14 protein-coding genes are annotated in these 15,281 nt (G+C 49.3%); 7 read left to right on the top strand and 7 right to left on the bottom strand.

The features are described 5' to 3' along the window. The 3 genes from LZD49_RS24065 to LZD49_RS24055 are packed head-to-tail and all read left to right on the top strand — an operon-like array spanning window position 1 to window position 1,555. Entirely contained in the window at window positions 1–528 is a 528-nt protein-coding gene (locus LZD49_RS24065; protein WP_234670237.1) for a YfiT family bacillithiol transferase, read from the top strand. Further along, window positions 528–755: a DUF2905 domain-containing protein gene (locus tag LZD49_RS24060; protein ID WP_234670236.1), complete on the top strand. Its 228-nt coding sequence runs from the start codon at window positions 528–530 to the stop codon at window positions 753–755. The genes LZD49_RS24065 and LZD49_RS24060 overlap by 1 nt, the downstream gene beginning before the upstream one ends. 44 nt (window positions 756–799) lie before the next feature. Further along, entirely contained in the window at window positions 800–1,555 is a 756-nt protein-coding gene (locus tag LZD49_RS24055) for a GDSL-type esterase/lipase family protein (RefSeq protein ID WP_234670235.1), read from the top strand. Here the strand turns inward: LZD49_RS24055 and LZD49_RS24050 are convergent. Further along, window positions 1,533–2,054 (bottom strand): hypothetical protein, encoded by a 522-nt coding sequence (locus tag LZD49_RS24050; protein WP_234670234.1) that lies wholly within the window; start codon window positions 2,052–2,054, stop codon window positions 1,533–1,535. The two genes, LZD49_RS24055 and LZD49_RS24050, sit on opposite strands and share 23 nt — an antisense overlap. Window positions 2,055–2,287: 233 nt before the next feature. Here LZD49_RS24050 and LZD49_RS24045 point away from each other — a divergent pair, with 233 nt between their 5' ends. Next, complete coding sequence (locus LZD49_RS24045; protein ID WP_234670233.1) at window positions 2,288–2,656, top strand: hypothetical protein; 369 nt, start codon at window positions 2,288–2,290, stop codon at window positions 2,654–2,656. Between the two features lie 120 nt (window positions 2,657–2,776). Here LZD49_RS24045 and LZD49_RS24040 read toward each other — a convergent pair whose 3' ends face one another. The 6 genes from LZD49_RS24040 to LZD49_RS24015 form a co-directional block, all read right to left on the bottom strand. Continuing rightward, entirely contained in the window at window positions 2,777–4,555 is a 1,779-nt protein-coding gene (locus LZD49_RS24040; protein WP_234670232.1) for a RagB/SusD family nutrient uptake outer membrane protein, read from the bottom strand. A 21-nt stretch (window positions 4,556–4,576) separates the two neighbouring features. Further along, a complete protein-coding gene (locus tag LZD49_RS24035) occupies window positions 4,577–8,137 on the bottom strand; it encodes a TonB-dependent receptor (protein WP_234670231.1) in 3,561 nt (1,186 codons plus the stop codon). A 165-nt stretch (window positions 8,138–8,302) separates the two neighbouring features. Then, window positions 8,303–9,268 carry a FecR family protein gene (locus LZD49_RS24030; RefSeq protein WP_234670230.1) on the bottom strand — a complete coding sequence of 322 codons (966 nt, stop codon included), beginning with the start codon at window positions 9,266–9,268 and terminating at the stop codon, window positions 8,303–8,305. Between the two features lie 313 nt (window positions 9,269–9,581). Beyond that, a complete protein-coding gene (locus tag LZD49_RS24025; RefSeq protein ID WP_234670229.1) occupies window positions 9,582–10,142 on the bottom strand; it encodes an RNA polymerase sigma factor in 561 nt (186 codons plus the stop codon). A gap of 210 nt (window positions 10,143–10,352) precedes the next feature. Continuing rightward, the gene (locus LZD49_RS24020) at window positions 10,353–11,354 is read right to left on the bottom strand and encodes an aldo/keto reductase (protein ID WP_234670228.1); all 1,002 of its coding nucleotides are present in this window, start codon (window positions 11,352–11,354) and stop codon (window positions 10,353–10,355) included. Between the two features lie 141 nt (window positions 11,355–11,495). Then, the gene (locus LZD49_RS24015; protein WP_234670227.1) at window positions 11,496–12,404 is read right to left on the bottom strand and encodes an AraC family transcriptional regulator; all 909 of its coding nucleotides are present in this window, start codon (window positions 12,402–12,404) and stop codon (window positions 11,496–11,498) included. 339 nt (window positions 12,405–12,743) lie between these two features. On the opposite strand from LZD49_RS24015, the gene LZD49_RS24010 reads away from it, so the two are divergent. The 3 genes from LZD49_RS24010 to LZD49_RS24000 all read left to right on the top strand — a co-directional run bounded on the left by LZD49_RS24010 (window position 12,744) and on the right by LZD49_RS24000 (window position 15,273). Further along, a complete protein-coding gene (locus LZD49_RS24010) occupies window positions 12,744–13,544 on the top strand; it encodes an isocitrate lyase/phosphoenolpyruvate mutase family protein (protein WP_234670226.1) in 801 nt (266 codons plus the stop codon). A gap of 135 nt (window positions 13,545–13,679) precedes the next feature. Continuing rightward, window positions 13,680–14,258 (top strand): helix-turn-helix domain-containing protein, encoded by a 579-nt coding sequence (locus LZD49_RS24005; RefSeq protein ID WP_234670225.1) that lies wholly within the window; start codon window positions 13,680–13,682, stop codon window positions 14,256–14,258. A 310-nt stretch (window positions 14,259–14,568) separates the two neighbouring features. After that, window positions 14,569–15,273 (top strand): HAD-IA family hydrolase, encoded by a 705-nt coding sequence (locus LZD49_RS24000; protein WP_234670224.1) that lies wholly within the window; start codon window positions 14,569–14,571, stop codon window positions 15,271–15,273. Window positions 15,274–15,281: the final 8 nt, after the last annotated feature.

Here is a 15,281-nt window from a genome sequence, read left to right as displayed (position 1 = left end):
ATGACAGACCGCCGCTATCCGATTGGACTATTTGAACTGAAAGACACTTATTCGGACGACGAGGTTCGCGAGTTTATCCGGATCATCGCCGAGATTCCGACCGAATACCGGAATCGTGTTGCCCGCCTTTCAGACGAGAATTTGTTAAGAACTTACCGAGAAGGAAGTTGGAACATCCGTCAGCTCATTCATCATGTCGCGGATTTGCAATTTGTGCATTACCTGCGGATGAAGAAGGCCATTACCGAGCCGGATTACACCGAGGTTACGCTCATTGATATGAATGCATGGGCCGGGACACCCGACTCCCTGAATGTTCCCATTGAGTCATCATTAGCCATTTTCGAAGGCACGCATGCACGTTATGCTTATCTGGCGGCCTCGTTGAATGAAGAGCAACTCGCAAAACGTTACTATCATCCGACGCGTAAGTTTTGGTTTGATCAGAAGCAAGCGCTGGCCATGTCGGTGTGGCATGTAAAGCATCATTTGGCGCACATCGATCTGGCGTTGAGTAATACGGAATAATGTCGCAGGCAACAGGAAAATATCTGATCATCATAGGCGTGCTGGTGGTGCTGGTGGGTATTATTGTTTATTTCCTCAGCGATAAACTTCATTGGTTGGGAAGGCTGCCCGGCGACATCCGTATTGAAAAAGAAAATTTTCGTTTTTATTTCCCGATCACAACCATGCTTCTGCTCAGCGGGTTGCTGAACCTGCTGATATGGCTGTTCCGAAAACTCTTGAATTAGCGAACGAAGTGCATACCGTGTATGATCTAAACCCCAATTTGTCAATGAAATTCAAAACGCTCGTAGCGGCCTTTTTGCTGCTGATATCGCTTAACACATTCGCCCAAACCAAACTCAGCATTGTTTTTATCGGTAACAGCATTACTCAGGGGAAAGGAGGCGATGATGGCTTTCCACCGCCTACCCATGCGGTAAATTATCTGAAAGCAAAAAAAGGTGTCGACGACGTTTCGTTTATCAACGTGGGACGGAGCGGTTCCACTACCGTCGATTGGCTGCCCGCAACGGGCAAATATTTTACATTGGCAACCACCGCTGCCGATAGTCTTTATCTCCAAAAGGACCATCAGTTGCTTTTTTCAATGAAGTTAGGCACCAATGATAGTGCCATTCAGGGGCCTAACGGTGCTCCTGTTTCCAAAGAAGATTATAAAAGGAATGTCAAGACGATTGTTTCGGAGTTGCTGAAACGTTATCCTGGCAGCAAAGTGATCATTCACCATCCGATTTGGTACAGCACCAACACCTACAATCGTTCGAAATACCTGGCCGAAGGATTGGAGCGGCTTCAAACATATGTTCCTGAGCTCGATGAGCTGATCAAAGAAACTAAAACTGCCGAACCCGGGCGTGTTTTCAAGGGTGATACAAAAGCATTTAAATACTTCAAAAAGCACTACCTCGAACTTTTTAAACCCGAAAACGGACAGCAGGGTGTGTTTTATCTGCACCCCAATGTCGAAGGCGTAAAAGTGCTGGGCGAATACTGGGGAAAGGCTATCGCGAAGAATGTGCTTTGATGGTGGGAACCGGCTTCAAACCCCTCATCGTTTGTGTCCCGATTGCTGTACTTTTGGCGGGTATTGACAGTAGTTTCTCTTCCGTTTCCGGCTCGATGTATTCACGGTGGCCAGCGAGATAGCGGTTGATAATGAAGTCTTCCTCCCTTTCGAACTGGACCGCGGGCTGGTCGATGAATGCGGAAATGTTGTAGAGCTTTTTGTGCCAGATGGCAGCGTTCAGGTTGCCATCGAAATGGTAATGATTTTCAAATCCGCGGTCGAACTTGAAGACAATAGGCTTACCAGCATTCGCCAGCAGGCTTTCGGGTGTGCCCGTGAGTGTGATGGGGATATAGGTTTCCTTTTCGTAAATAAATCCGCCGTGGGTGTTTTTGATATATTCCCGCATCTGTCTCGGAGCGTTGCCGACCAGCAACACATCAACCAGCAGAATGTGCTCAGTGGCGTAAAATTGTCCCGAATTTTGGATTAGCGGGAGTTGGGAGATTCGGATCATATTGTTTTATCTGTCGTGTCCAGTTTTCAAAAAGTATTGAACATCATGCAAAAATGTGTCCATTTTTTGAAAGAGGCGTAGATACGTTGTTTTTTGTATTAAATGCTGAACATATCTTTAACTTAAAACGATTGCAAATTTCTCCCTATTTTTCGGTCCTGCGATTGGCGGAGTTGTGAACAATCCTCTAAATTGGCTTTTATGGCACTGTTTAAGAATTTAAAAATACGTTAATGGTGAAAACATATAGATTTATTGCCCTCCTAGGCGATGGTCGCGAGCGTTTTAGCGACAAGGAACTGGACGCAGAATGGCCCACCGAACCGATTGTGATCGATGCGTTTGGATTTTCAGACGTTTACAGATATTCGGGAGTGGTTTTCCTGAATGAGGAATGGTTTACGAAATACAGCAAGAACTGGAAGAATGACACGACGATTATCGACAAGCTGTTGATAAACCTGATCAAATATTCCGCCAAGGATGCACATTCTGAGAACTTTACGAAGATTAAAGATTATCTGGCCTCGCCTCCCGAGACGGTAGAGGAAGCAGTGGCGCTCTGGAAAAGTTTCTACGACCCGGCTCTAAAAGTAATTTAACCATATGCCTTCCCTGATCCCGGGTTTCAGCCCAGGGCAAGAGAAGTGGAGCGCCGTAGGCACTTTTTGTGGCCAAAAGCAAGTCTTGATCCCCGGGTTTTAACCCGGGGATGAAAGGTTTTAGTTGTATCCTGGATTTTGTTTGAGCAATGCTGAGCCGTTCGTCACGCTCATATCGATCTGGTATTGCGGGATCGGGAAGTAGTTGTTTTTGCCTTCCAGGTATTTGCCGCCAGCCAAATCGGTAGTGATTTTGGATTCATAGCCGAAATAAGCGTTGATAGCGGTGTTGGCTTTCCCCCATCTTACAAGGTCAAAAAAGCGGTGACCTTCCATGGCCAGTTCGATGCCGCGCTCGTAGTAGATCGCATCCAGCACGCCATCTTTGCCTTTGGCGGCCAATGTGCCGGTTGGGTAAGGCTTGATGACGTAGTTCGCTGCGGGTGTGGCCGAGAAGCCGCCCAGCGGGTTCGAATTATTGACATATTTGTACAGCCAGCCGGTTTTGTCTGCGGCCCGGCTTCTTACCCGGTTCACATATTCTTCGGCTTTTGCCAGACTTCCGCCATTTGCTTCCGCTTCTGCGGCCATGAGCAGCACGTCTGCAAAACGGATTACTAACACGTTGATTGCATTACCGGGTGCCCAAGAGCTGAGGTCGGCGTACAAATCCTGCGTTTTCTGGCGGTGAATGTTCTTTTTCGGTGCATACGGGCCACCATAGGGCTGGTCGCGAACCCAGTTCATGCCTGGGTAAATACCCCAGTCGTGGTAGGGAATGCCGCGGCGGCCTACTGTCCAGTCGAGTCGGGGATCGACGTTGCCGGCATCGGGCGTAAATGCAGCCGCGGAGGTAACGCCCATATCGTTTTTGACAGCATGGTTATTGAAATCCGTCAGATAAGGCAGACCGTTCGGGTCGGTGCGGTACATATTGACGAGCATTTGGGTAGGTTGGAAAAATCCGCAGCAACTGAATGGCGCACCGGTTCCATAAGGGAAGTTCAGCATTCCACCCTGATTGGCATTCGTAATGTCCAGTGTACCGTCATTCGCCACCATTTGAATCGCGAAAACCGATTCAGCATTGTTTTTGGTAGCCGCGTCGAAATTGTCCTTGAACGATACTAGGTCGTATTTCAAGCCATTCGTAGTCACACCATTGCTGATGACCTGGGCGAAAACAGTTGCTGCATCGGTGTATTTTTTCTCGTACAGATAAGTCTTGCCCAAATAGGCGCCGGCTGCCCATTTGTTGGCCCTTCCTACCAATGACTGGGTCGCTGGTAATTGCTCGTAAGCTGCTTTGAAATCCGCTTCGATCATCGGCCAGATATCCTTATCGTTTGGTTGATTGTAGTCGGTAGTAGTCTCGTCTATCCACGGCACCATGTTCCACATTTTCTTTAGCTCAAAATAATAATGTGCCCGGAGAAAGCGGGCCTGGGCCTCGATATTGGTTTTATCTTCCGCCGAAACATCTGTCGCCAATGCGAGTACTTTCAGCACTGTGTTAGAACGGGAAATGCCTTCGTACAATGCCTTCCATTTGCTGTTGAAAAAGCCATTGTCCGCACCGGTAGCGAAGGTCGCAATGGCGTTGATAGGCGTCTGGTCGCCGCCGTCGCTACCTTTGTGCGCGTCGCCGCCGGGGATGGCACCGTACACCCAGTTGTCGGGAGGCGACTCCCAGCCGTTGCCACCGGTAAAGTCACCCTGGCCGTCGAGCGCGGCATAAGCACCGGTGAGTAGCCCGTCGATGCCTTTCGCATTGGCGAGCACATCGTCACCGAGGGCACCCTGGACCGGTTTATCCAGAAAGTCATCCTGGCAGGCCTGCAATATTGTAAAACCGCCGATCCAGCAGATAACGGCCATATATTTCATGAACTTCTTCATATCGCGTCGCTTTGGAAGTGGTTAAAAGGTAAGGTTCAGGCCAACGGTGTATTGTCTGGAAGACGGATACGAACCTTCGTCGATGCCGAACACCGTCGGATTTCCATCGGCGTTCCGGCTAACCTCAGGATCGAGGCCCGAATAGCCCGTGATCGTGAACAGGTTGGTCGCTTGCAGGTACACGCGGAATTGCTGCGCCTTGATCTTCGAAATGAATGGTGCCGGGAACGTATACCCGATTTGCAGGTTTTTTGCGCGCAGATAAGAGCCGTCTTCAACGAAATACGAATTGGGAACATTGATAGTGCTGAAAGAACTGGAATTCTCCTGGATCGGTGCTTTCGCGTTGTGGTTTTCCGGTGTCCAGGAATCGTACAATGCAGTTTTGCTTTTGGCACCCGAGCGTGAGGAGTTAAAATCGCTCCACCAGAGAGTCTGGTTCCAAAGCTGGTTGCCCTGAACACCGTAAAGGAATAGGCTGAAATCGAAGTTCTTGTAATTTAAACCAATATTCAGGCCATAACTGAAATCCGGGTTTGGGTTACCGAGCATCTGGCGGTCGGCGGCGGTAATCTGGCCGTCGCCGTTGATGTTTTCATAACGGAAACGTCCTACCGAAGCGCCATCCTGATAAACCGCATTCGCATCGCCTGTCTGGCGCGCAGCTTCCGCATTCGCCGTTGCAATCTCCTCCTGCGAATTCCAGAAGCCGGTCACTTTATAGCCGAAGAATTGCCCGATAGAACTGCCTACCTGGTTGCGGACAATGGAGGCGCCATCGAACCCGCGGCCTTCGAGGTCAAAGTAATTGGTGCTGTTGGTAACTTTCTTAATCTTGTTGTTGTAAGTCGTGAGCGTCAGCGTTGTATTCAGTTTCAAGTCACGTGAAAGCTCGAATTTAGAATCGATTTGCAGGTCGATACCCTTATTTTTCATCTGACCGATGTTGACATAAGGCACTAAGCCACCCCCCGCCGTTCCGATTAATGCCGGATTGAAGAGCAGATCTTTGATTTCTTTTACATAATAATCCGCGATCACATCCAGCCTGCCTTTGAAGAAAGTAGCGTCGATCCCGATGTTCGTACTCACATTCTTTTCCCAAACGGCATTGGGGTTTCCGATCTGGCTTTTTTCAAAACCTTCCAATGCACCCGAGCCGCTGGTTCCGCCGAGGTCGTAGTAAGAGCTTTTGCGGTTGGAGCTGTAAGTGGTGAATGCGTTGCCGGAGGTCACGTTGATCTGATTACCCATGATGCCGTAATTGGCACGGAGTTTCAGGTCGTCGATCCACGTCACGCCGCGCATGAAATCCTCTCGGGAGATCCGCCAGCCCGCGCTCACGGCAGGGAAAACGCCGTAGCGCTCGTTGATGAATTTGGATGAACCGTCGCGGCGGATAATGGCACCGAAAAGGTATTTGTCATTGTAAATATAATCCAGGCGGCCGAGGAACGAATACAATGCGTCGGCAGACCGGCTGCTTGAATTAGTGCGGGTGCCCGAACCGGTGCCCAGGTCCATGTAGTTGGGGTCAAAAGAAAAATAACCCTGCGTGCTGCCGCCGATCTCATAGTATTTGCCACTGTAAGCCTCAGTTCCGGCCGCAACGGTCAGATCATGTTTGCCCATGGTTTTGTGGAAAGTCAGCAAATTGGTCCAGGTCCAGTTGAAGCCCGAGTTGGAGCCTTCGGAATAAGTGTTCGTGTTGCTGTTCTCTTTATTTTCGTAGGAAGGGAAGGCGAATGAATTCCATCTGCCTGAATAGTTCTCGCCCCCAAAGCTGGTGCGGAATGTGAAGTATTTAAAGAGATCCACCTCGGCGAAAACGTTACCGAAAAGACGGTTATCCAGTCCTTTGTCGTAACGGGTGCGGTCGCGCATCGCTACGGGGTTGAATGCGTCACCCATACCCGAAGCGCGGCTGCCCGCGTAATTGCCCATAATGTCGTGTACAGGTACGATAGGCTGCATACGGAACGAGAATGCAATGGCCGAACCGCCGTCGGACAGGCGGCTTTTTGGGTTATCAGAAATGGAATAGGCCAGGTTTTCGCCGATACGCACGTGTTTGCCGATATTATACTGGCTGTTAGAGCGGAGCGTGTAGCGTTTTAGGTAGGTGTTGGTCAATGCGCCCTGCTGGTTGAAATAATTCAGAGAAAACAGGTAGTTACCCTGGTCGCTGCCACCGCTGAGGGAAACATTGTGGCTCGTCGATGGTGCCGACTTGAAAATCTCGTGAAACCAGTCTGTGCCCGCCTTGTTGGCTTTGACAATCTGGTTGAATGTATTAAAATCATCCACCGACGTGTAGTTCGGATTCACATAATACAGATCGGGATTGGTGCCCGGATCGCCCTCTTTGGCACCGGCGGGTAGGATATAATCAGGCAAAACGGGCGTGTTGCCATAACCGTACTGGTCGTCACCTAAGCTAAGTCCCGAATTTTTCTGCACCTGGAATTTGAGCTGTGCCTGTTCAAGTGGCGTCAGGGTGTTCCATACATTGCCCCCCGGAGGCGTTTGTACCCCGAACCATGCACTGTAATTGATTTTGACCTTGTTGGCGCCCTTTTTAGTGGTGATAATGATAACGCCATTGGCCGCCCGGGAACCATAAATCGATGCAGAACCGGCATCTTTCAATATCTGAATAGAACCGATGTCGTTCGTATTAAGATCTGTGATGGAAGTGGTAGGAACACCGTCGACCACATACAACGGGGAATTATTGCCAAATGTATTCAACCCGCGAATACGGACCTGTGGTGCTTCTCCCGGCTGGCCGGAGCTCAGGATCGTAACACCCGAAGCCCGGCCCTGTAATTGGTTCGCAACCTGACCGTCGGGTGTTTGTTTCAACTGTTCTACATCCACCACCGAAACGGCACCAATGAGGTCTTTCTTGCGCTGTGCGCCATAACCCGTCACGACTAGCTCGGTCAATGTCGAAACGTCGGGTTTCAGGGCTACGTCCACGGTTGTACGTGCGCCGACCATTACTTCCTGCGCGGAAAACCCGATAAAGCTGAATATCAGAATAGATTCGTCGCCGGCAACGTCGATGGTGTAATTGCCGTCCACGTCGGTCATGGTACCTTCGTTGGTGCCTTTGACACGGATCGCTACGGATGGCAGAACTTCGCCCTTTTCGTCGGTTACCTTGCCTTTTACGGGCCGCGCGAGCGCCTGCATCACGGGCGCGATTTCACGCTGGATTTCCATTTTGGGCCGCTCGGTAATCCCGATCATATTGCCGACCTGCCTGAATTCCAGGCTGGTTTGCTTCTCGATCATTTTCAGGATCATCGGCACAGGTTGTCCGAGTGCATAAATGGTGATTTCCGGTGCCTTGCGTACCAGCTTCTCGTCGAATGCAAACGTGAGACCGGTTTGTTGTTCGATCTGCCTCAGGACGGTCTTTACGCGGGATTGCCTCACATCCATGCTCACATGCTGGGCTTCGGTCGGTCCGGCCATCAGCAGAGCGGTTGTCAGGACATTAATACCCAGTATTAGCGTAGAAATGCGCATACATTTTTTGAACAAGGGGAGCCCCTTATGGTAATAATTCACCATATTTGTCTGATGTTTAATGGTTAAGCTGTTAAACCGCGTCCTCCCGTCATTCATGGTTCCAAGCATTGCCTGGCGGGGGACATCCGATACCGGGGACATTTGCAGTGTTCCCGGTATTCACCAGACCAGCCTTCCTGGAAAGCCAGCCTGCATTTTCTGATCTTCCTATTTGATGACTACCGTGCTATCGTTTAGTTGTGAATAATTAAAATTCTTGGAGAATCCCAGGACTTTCAGTACATCAGGCATGGGCTGATTGTCGAGGGTAAGTGATATTTTTTCGGATGAAAGCCCTTCTTTTTCTATGATAATGTGCTGATTATACTTCCTTTCTAACGCGTGTAGCACCTCTACGAGCAACTCATCCTCGAACACCATGCGATTGTCCTTCCAGGGCGCAATGGCCGGCTTGCTAATCTCGTTGACGTGAATTTTCTGCGCTTTTTCGACTACTACTGCTTGTTCGGCAGGTAGCAGCATCAAGGCCGGCTGCCCGGGCTTGTCGCGCACCTGTACCCCTACTTTTCCAGTCTTGACCGTCACCTTAATATCGGGGTCATTTTCATAAGCTTTCACATCGAAGGACGTGCCTAGTACCGTAATATCCAGCGTTTTGGCATGCACGATAAACGGCCTGGTAGTATCGCGTGAAATATCGAAGAATGCCTGTCCCTCGCGCAGCACCACTTCGCGGGTTTTGCCCTTGAATGCAATAGGATAAGTAAGAGCCGAACCCGCATTGAGCCAGATATGTGAGCCGTCGGGCAGGTTTACCCTGATGGTTTTACCCAGGGGCGCTTGTACGAGCCTGATGTCCGACTCAACGGGCCTGCGCTCATTGGTCCAGAGCAAAAATCCAATGATAATGACTGCCGCGGCGGCCGACGACCAGGCAGTAAGCCTTCTTACCCAGCCAAAGCGCTTTGCCGGATTTTGCTGCTCCTGCCAGCTTTTCAGATTGGTATGCATGCGGTCACGTATTTCAGCGGCGGAGGACTCTGTGAAGACAGTTTCCGAGGTTTCGTCTTCGATAAGCCGGTCGTACCACTCGTGCAATAGCTGTTTTTCTTCTTCCGAAGCCGTCCCTTCAAAGAATTTTCTGGCAAGCAATCTGATGTATTCCTGTGTCATCGCAAAGCGGATTGGCCCTTTGGAGCACATAGAGGGGAATTGGCGGCAGGACCCCTTAGTGGGATGGTAAATATTTTTTGACCGCCAACGGCCGACCGTTGACCGCCGATTGGATCGCGGTTAGGATAATCGACCATGGACCATAGACGATCGACCATGGTTCGTTTTTTTTGTACTGAAAACTAGTCTTTTATGGGTAAAGCGAAGTTTGCCATCAGCGGTCAGCGGTCAGCGGTCAGCGGTCAGCGGTCAGCGGTCAGCGGTCAGCGGTCAGCGGTCAGCGGTCAGCGGTCTATCGTCCAGCCACAGTCCCTCACAGCAACAGCGCCACCACATTACTCAAACTCGCCCTGACAATCTTCAACGCTTTCGTCAAGTGGGCTTCGGCGGTTTTGGGGGAGATATTGAGCTCTTCGCAGATGTCGGGCAGGGAGCGATCCTGTAATTTATTGTACTGGAATACAAGCCGGCATTTCTCCGGCAGGCGGTTGGTGAGGTTGGTGATGATTTCGAGCAGCAGGCGGTTTTCAATTTCCTGGTCTATCGACACTGAAGGTGTAGCCTCGTGCCTAATCGACTGCTCCATTTCGTGCGCCTGTTTGGATTTGGCCAGATAGCGGTAAACCTCATATCGGAGCATCGTAGCCAGGTAGGGCTTCAATGACTGAATTTCGAGCGTTTGCCGCTTCATCCAAAAAAGCATAAATGTATCCTGCGTGATTTCTTCCGCCACGGCAGCGGATTTCACCATCCGGTGGGCAGCGAAGTAAAGTTTGTCCCAATACCGATTATAAATCTCATCGAACGCACCTTCCTCGCCTTCCTTCACCAAAGCGGTAAGCTCGTCATCGGGAACAGTACGAAAGTGGTTCATCGGGTTGTCAGGCTGGTCTGAGAATGAGCATTCTTTTACCAAATATAAAATAAATTGACAACCCTTACTTCGTAGTTTAATGAAAATGCAATATTAAAAACTGCATTTTTGGCTAAATAGTTGATTATTTGATATTAATGCGTAGAATTTCAATATTTTATTCTGATGTGCAAATGCGTGGCAGAACTTCCGCCACGCATGGCTGTAAAATCAATGGTTCACCATTTTCATTGCGCCTTCGCTGTACCGCTCTCCGGTGTCGGGATAACGTGCTATCAGTTCATCGATAATCTTCAAATCTTCGGTAGAAAGGATTACTTCTACCCCGCCAGCGTTTTCTTCCAGGTACTTGCGCTTTTTGGTACCTGGAATCGGGATAATGTCGTCGCCTTGTGCGAGGACCCACGCGAGTGCGAGTTGCGCCGGGGTGCATTCTTTGCCCGCCGCGATTTCGGCGAAGCCGTTTACGAGTTTGGTATTGTTGTCGGCAACATTGTCCTGGTAGCGGGGGAGTGTTTTGCGGAAATCGTCATCGGCCAACGTTTGGGTGTTCAATGTGTTGGTAACGAGTCCTCTCGCTAATGGCGAGTAGGGTACCAGCGAAATGCCTAGTTCGCGAACGGTGTCTAAAATGCCATTTTCTACATCACGTGTTATCACCGAATACTCGCTTTGTAACGCGGCGATCGGGTGGACGGCATGAGCTTTGCGGACCGATGCGGCGGAGGCTTCACTCAGACCCAGGTAGCGCACTTTGCCTTCCTTTACGAGCTCGGCCATAGCGCCAACCATCTCTTCAACAGGTATATCCGGGTCGATGCGGTGGGCATAATAAAGGTCGATCGTATCAATTTTCAGGCGTTTCAGGCTGTTTTCGACAGCTATTTTCATCCATGCGGGCGAACCGTCGAACCAGGCACCGGCGGAGTTGCGCGGCGCATCGACGTTTTCCCCATAACGGAAACCGAATTTGGTAGCAATAAATATCTTGTCGCGGTTGGGCACGAGTACCTTTGCGATTAGCTTCTCGTTTTCGCCATTGGCATACATATCGGCGGTATCCCAGAAATTGATCCCGAGATCGAGCGCGCGGTGCAGGGTGGCAATGCTTTCGGCGTCGTCCGTAGGGCCGTAAGCAAAGCTCATTCCCATGCAGCCTAATCCGATAGCTGATAATTTTTCTTCTGTTTTTCCAAGGCTTCTGTACTGCATTTGTTTGCTGTTTGTCGGCCATCCGTTGGCATCGGGCGACCGGGATTGATCATGCATTTTGTCAGGATCGTCCTGATGATACAAATGTACCTGCCGGAGCCAGCGACCGGTTTATAGTTTTCAAACAAATCTTTATAAATATCACATAACCCGGGTGCGCACATTACCGGGGGTAAGGCCGGTTTGTTTTTTGAAAAAGATATTGAAATAGGCCGGATATTCGAAGCCGAGGCTGTACGCGATCTCCGATACATTCCAGTTGGTATGGTTCAGCAATGCCTGTGCTTCCTTGGTAATGCGCGCCGAAATGTGCTCAGTAGTGGTTTTGCCGGTGATTTCCTTCACAGAGCGGTTCAGGTGGTTGGCGTGGACCGAGAGGTTTTGCGCGTAGTCGTTGGCTGTTTTGAGTTTCAATGCATTTTCGGGCGTGTCGATCGGGAATTGCCTTTCGAGCAGCTCCATAAACAGCGATGTGATTCGGGCAGATGCATTCTTTTGTCGCTCAAACGTTTCCGCGGGCTGCATTTTCATGGCCTCATGGATAATCAGGTGCAGGTAATTACGCAGCATGCCGTATTTGTGCGGGTAGTCCGAATCGATCTCAGCCATCATCTTTTTGAAGATCATTGAAAGCTCTTTCTGTTGCTGTTCATTCACAAAAAAGACAGGGTTTGCGCCGATTTTGAAAAGGGGCGAATCCTGCAAAAAGTCCTTCCGCTCACTGGAATGCACGAAAGTTTCGGTGAACAATGCGAACCAGCCGAGTTGCGTGTCCGAGATCGCTTCCCAAGAATAGGGTACCATCGGATTCGAGAAGAGCAATGCAGGGCGGTCAATCTCGATCCATTTGTCGGCATAATGCAGTCGCCCGGTACCGATAATGAAGGATACTTTGTAAAAATCACGACGGCTGTACGGGGTCTTTTTATAACATGAATTTCTTTCAAAGACATTGAAGTGTCCGATGCCGGCATTGTTCAGCGGTAGGTCTGCCGTATTGGGCAGTGGCACGCGCCGGTAAAATTCCTGGATTGATTCAGTCTGGTTCATATCTCAATATTATAAAATTCAAATAGCAGAAACATCTGTTAAAGTTTCAGAATCCCCGCATTTAATTGCTTTTTAATTTCGAAGTAGATCACATTTGCCGAAGATTGGACTATGCGGAATGTAGTGGAATGGATCACACGAGCGGCGGGAGGAGGGTTAATTTTGAATGATTGAATGATTGAATGAGTGAATTGTCAGGTGTGGTCAAGGGTAGTGGTAAATAAACATAATTTTGACCTGCCCTATTCAGTCATTCAAAATTCACTTATTCATTATGATTACCTACGTTGTCACTGTTAAACGCTGCGCCGAGTTATGTTCAATAGTCGTTCGATCCGAATGAGCACTCAATCCGAAAAGGCGGATCTGCTTAAAAAACTACACCATAGTGGTAAAATGCTCGTGCTGCCCAATATATGGGACGCGGCAGGGGCGGTTATGCTCGAAAAGCTCGGCTATGCAGCTGTGGCCACAGCCAGCGCTGCCGTTTCCCGCGCACATGGCTATGAGGATAGTGAGCATATCCCGTTTGATTTCTTGCTGACCATTGTTTCACAGATCGTAAAATCGGTGGATGTGCCGGTGACAGTGGATATGGAAGCGGGTTATGCCAGTGATCGCGAAACCCTGAAATCAAATATCCGCCGCCTGATCGCAGCGGGCGTAGCGGGGATCAATATCGAGGATACCGACGTGCGAAGCCGCGAACTGGTGCCTGTTGCGGAACAAGTGGAAAAGCTGAAATTGATAGCACGGGTGGCTGAGCGCGAAAATACACGGTTGTTTGTCAATGCCCGTACGGATGTATTTTTGGTCAAAACCGACTTTTCGGAAGACCAAAAGCTGGCGCTCTCGATCGAGCGGGCGCGTGCGTATGTGGATGCGGGTGCAGATTCGGTTTATCCGATTTTTGCGACGGAGGAGACTACGATCAAGACTTTGGCAGGGGCATTGAAGGTGCCTGTAAATATCCTGGCGAAGGCGGGGGTGCCCGACCTGGACGTTCTTCAGAGACTCGGCGTAGCAAGAGTAAGTTTTGGTCCCAATGTGCACCGGGCAACCTTATTGACGATGGAATCGGTGCTTCGGGACCTCAGGGACTTCCAGAGCCATCGTCCCGTCACCGGGCTGCTTGGCTGAACGCATGATCACTTTAAGTTTGCCTCAGTAATCTCCCGGCCGCCGCAACCGGGAGATTTTCTGTTTTTAGATGAAAATTAGGATTTACTTTGTAACTATATTCAACCAAAGTAACCGGTTATCACGCTCAGCAATATGCAGGAGGATATTCTTTTTCAGATCAGCAATAAATTAAAGGAAGTCAGAAAAAGTAAAGGGGTGACCCTTCAGGAGATCGCCGACGAGGCTGGTGTTACCAAGAGTCTGGTTTCTCAGATCGAGAACAGCCGAACGATCCCCTCATTGCCTGTGATGCTGGGGCTGATCAAGGCATTGGATATTGACCTGAACGTTTTCTTCAAAGATATCATATCAACCGCTCCGGGTGAAAATGTGCTGATCCGGCGGAAGGAGGAATATCAGCCTTTTACAAAGGAAAACGCGAAGGGTTATTTTTATCAGCGGATATTCAGCAAGCAATTCAAGGATAACCACATCGACGTGGTGCTGCTACGGCTTGAAAAAGATGCAAAACGGCCGATGGTGCGCACCAATGCCTTTGAATTCAAATATGTATTGTCGGGGGCTGTCGAGTATACCGTCGGGAAAAATAAATATATCCTGAACGAAGGGGATTCGATGTTTTTTGATGCCAACGAGTTACACAACCTCAAATGTAACGACTGTGACGAGGCAGTGTTGCTGGTAATCTACTTCTTCAACGAAGCGCAATAGGGTAGGGCGCTTTTCTCTTTTCTGTGTTAAATATTAATTAACATTTCCTTAACCTTCGGGAATATATCGTTCGCTACTTTTACAGCATTCGAGGCATTACTATGTCGAATTTTTAATATAAGTTAACTTTTTCTTGTGTTTGAATTAGTTTTCTGATATTTTGGAGCTGTAAATCACAACTGGAAGTATTCGTGAACGTTTGCTGGGTTTAATCTTACTTAACATTTGTAGGTCGAAACCCTGGAACTCGGATGACCCGCGAGTGGTTGACAAAAGTTCAGTATTAGTTCACCAATTTATACCAATCGGAATGTCGATAGAACTGGTAGTTTTCGATATGGCAGGCACGACTGTCAGAGATAAGAATTTTGTAGGGGTCGCGTTTCAGCAGGCGATGCAATCGCAGGGCTATGATATCGCGATCGGGGACGTAAACCCGCTAATGGGTTACGAGAAGCCGCTGGCTATTAAAATGATGCTCGAAGTGCGCGAGCCCGACAAGGCGAAGATCACAGATGAGCTGGTGGATGCGATTCACACACATTTTGTGAAAGGAATGATTGCTTTTTATAAAACAACAACCGAGATCGGCCCTTTGCCGCATGTGGAGGAGACTTTTGATATACTTCGCGCGGAGGGTATTAAAATCGCCTTAAATACAGGTTTCTCGCGTGATATTGCCGATGTGATCATCGGACGCCTGGGTTGGGAAAACAAAATAGATCACCTCGTAGCCAGTGATGAAGTGCCGCACGGACGGCCTTATCCTGATATGATCCGTAAAATTATGACCGCACTGGGTATTGAGTCTGCCGAGCGTGTTGCGAAAGTGGGGGATACCGAAGTGGATATCAATGAAGGTATCAATGCCGGCTGCCAATATTCAATCGGTATCACGACCGGCGCATTTACCCGCGAGGAATTATTGCCATACAACCCCACGCATATCATCGACGACATCGCTGAGGTGCCCGGTATTATTGCAACGAGCCATGCGCTGGCGGCGAAAAGTTAATCTGTTCA

Source organism: Dyadobacter sp. CY261, from assembly GCF_021440085.1.
In the GTDB taxonomy this organism is placed as follows: Bacteria; Bacteroidota; Bacteroidia; order Cytophagales; family Spirosomataceae; genus Dyadobacter.
Note: the sequence above shows the minus strand (reverse complement) of the source record. Positions and strands in the feature narration are given on the sequence as shown.

Coding starts and splice junctions, on each gene's coding strand:
- LZD49_RS24030 (WP_234670230.1), bottom strand. CDS start 9,268: ATGACACAGGAATACATCAGATTGCTTGCCAGAAAATTCTTTGAAGGG.
- LZD49_RS24065 (WP_234670237.1), top strand. CDS start 1: ATGACAGACCGCCGCTATCCGATTGGACTATTTGAACTGAAAGACACT.
- LZD49_RS24040 (WP_234670232.1), bottom strand. CDS start 4,555: ATGAAGAAGTTCATGAAATATATGGCCGTTATCTGCTGGATCGGCGGT.
- LZD49_RS24060 (WP_234670236.1), top strand. CDS start 528: ATGTCGCAGGCAACAGGAAAATATCTGATCATCATAGGCGTGCTGGTG.
- LZD49_RS24045 (WP_234670233.1), top strand. CDS start 2,288: ATGGTGAAAACATATAGATTTATTGCCCTCCTAGGCGATGGTCGCGAG.
- LZD49_RS24000 (WP_234670224.1), top strand. CDS start 14,569: ATGTCGATAGAACTGGTAGTTTTCGATATGGCAGGCACGACTGTCAGA.
- LZD49_RS24010 (WP_234670226.1), top strand. CDS start 12,744: ATGAGCACTCAATCCGAAAAGGCGGATCTGCTTAAAAAACTACACCAT.
- LZD49_RS24050 (WP_234670234.1), bottom strand. CDS start 2,054: ATGATCCGAATCTCCCAACTCCCGCTAATCCAAAATTCGGGACAATTT.
- LZD49_RS24020 (WP_234670228.1), bottom strand. CDS start 11,354: ATGCAGTACAGAAGCCTTGGAAAAACAGAAGAAAAATTATCAGCTATC.
- LZD49_RS24055 (WP_234670235.1), top strand. CDS start 800: ATGAAATTCAAAACGCTCGTAGCGGCCTTTTTGCTGCTGATATCGCTT.
- LZD49_RS24035 (WP_234670231.1), bottom strand. CDS start 8,137: ATGGTGAATTATTACCATAAGGGGCTCCCCTTGTTCAAAAAATGTATG.
- LZD49_RS24025 (WP_234670229.1), bottom strand. CDS start 10,142: ATGAACCACTTTCGTACTGTTCCCGATGACGAGCTTACCGCTTTGGTG.
- LZD49_RS24015 (WP_234670227.1), bottom strand. CDS start 12,404: ATGAACCAGACTGAATCAATCCAGGAATTTTACCGGCGCGTGCCACTG.
- LZD49_RS24005 (WP_234670225.1), top strand. CDS start 13,680: ATGCAGGAGGATATTCTTTTTCAGATCAGCAATAAATTAAAGGAAGTC.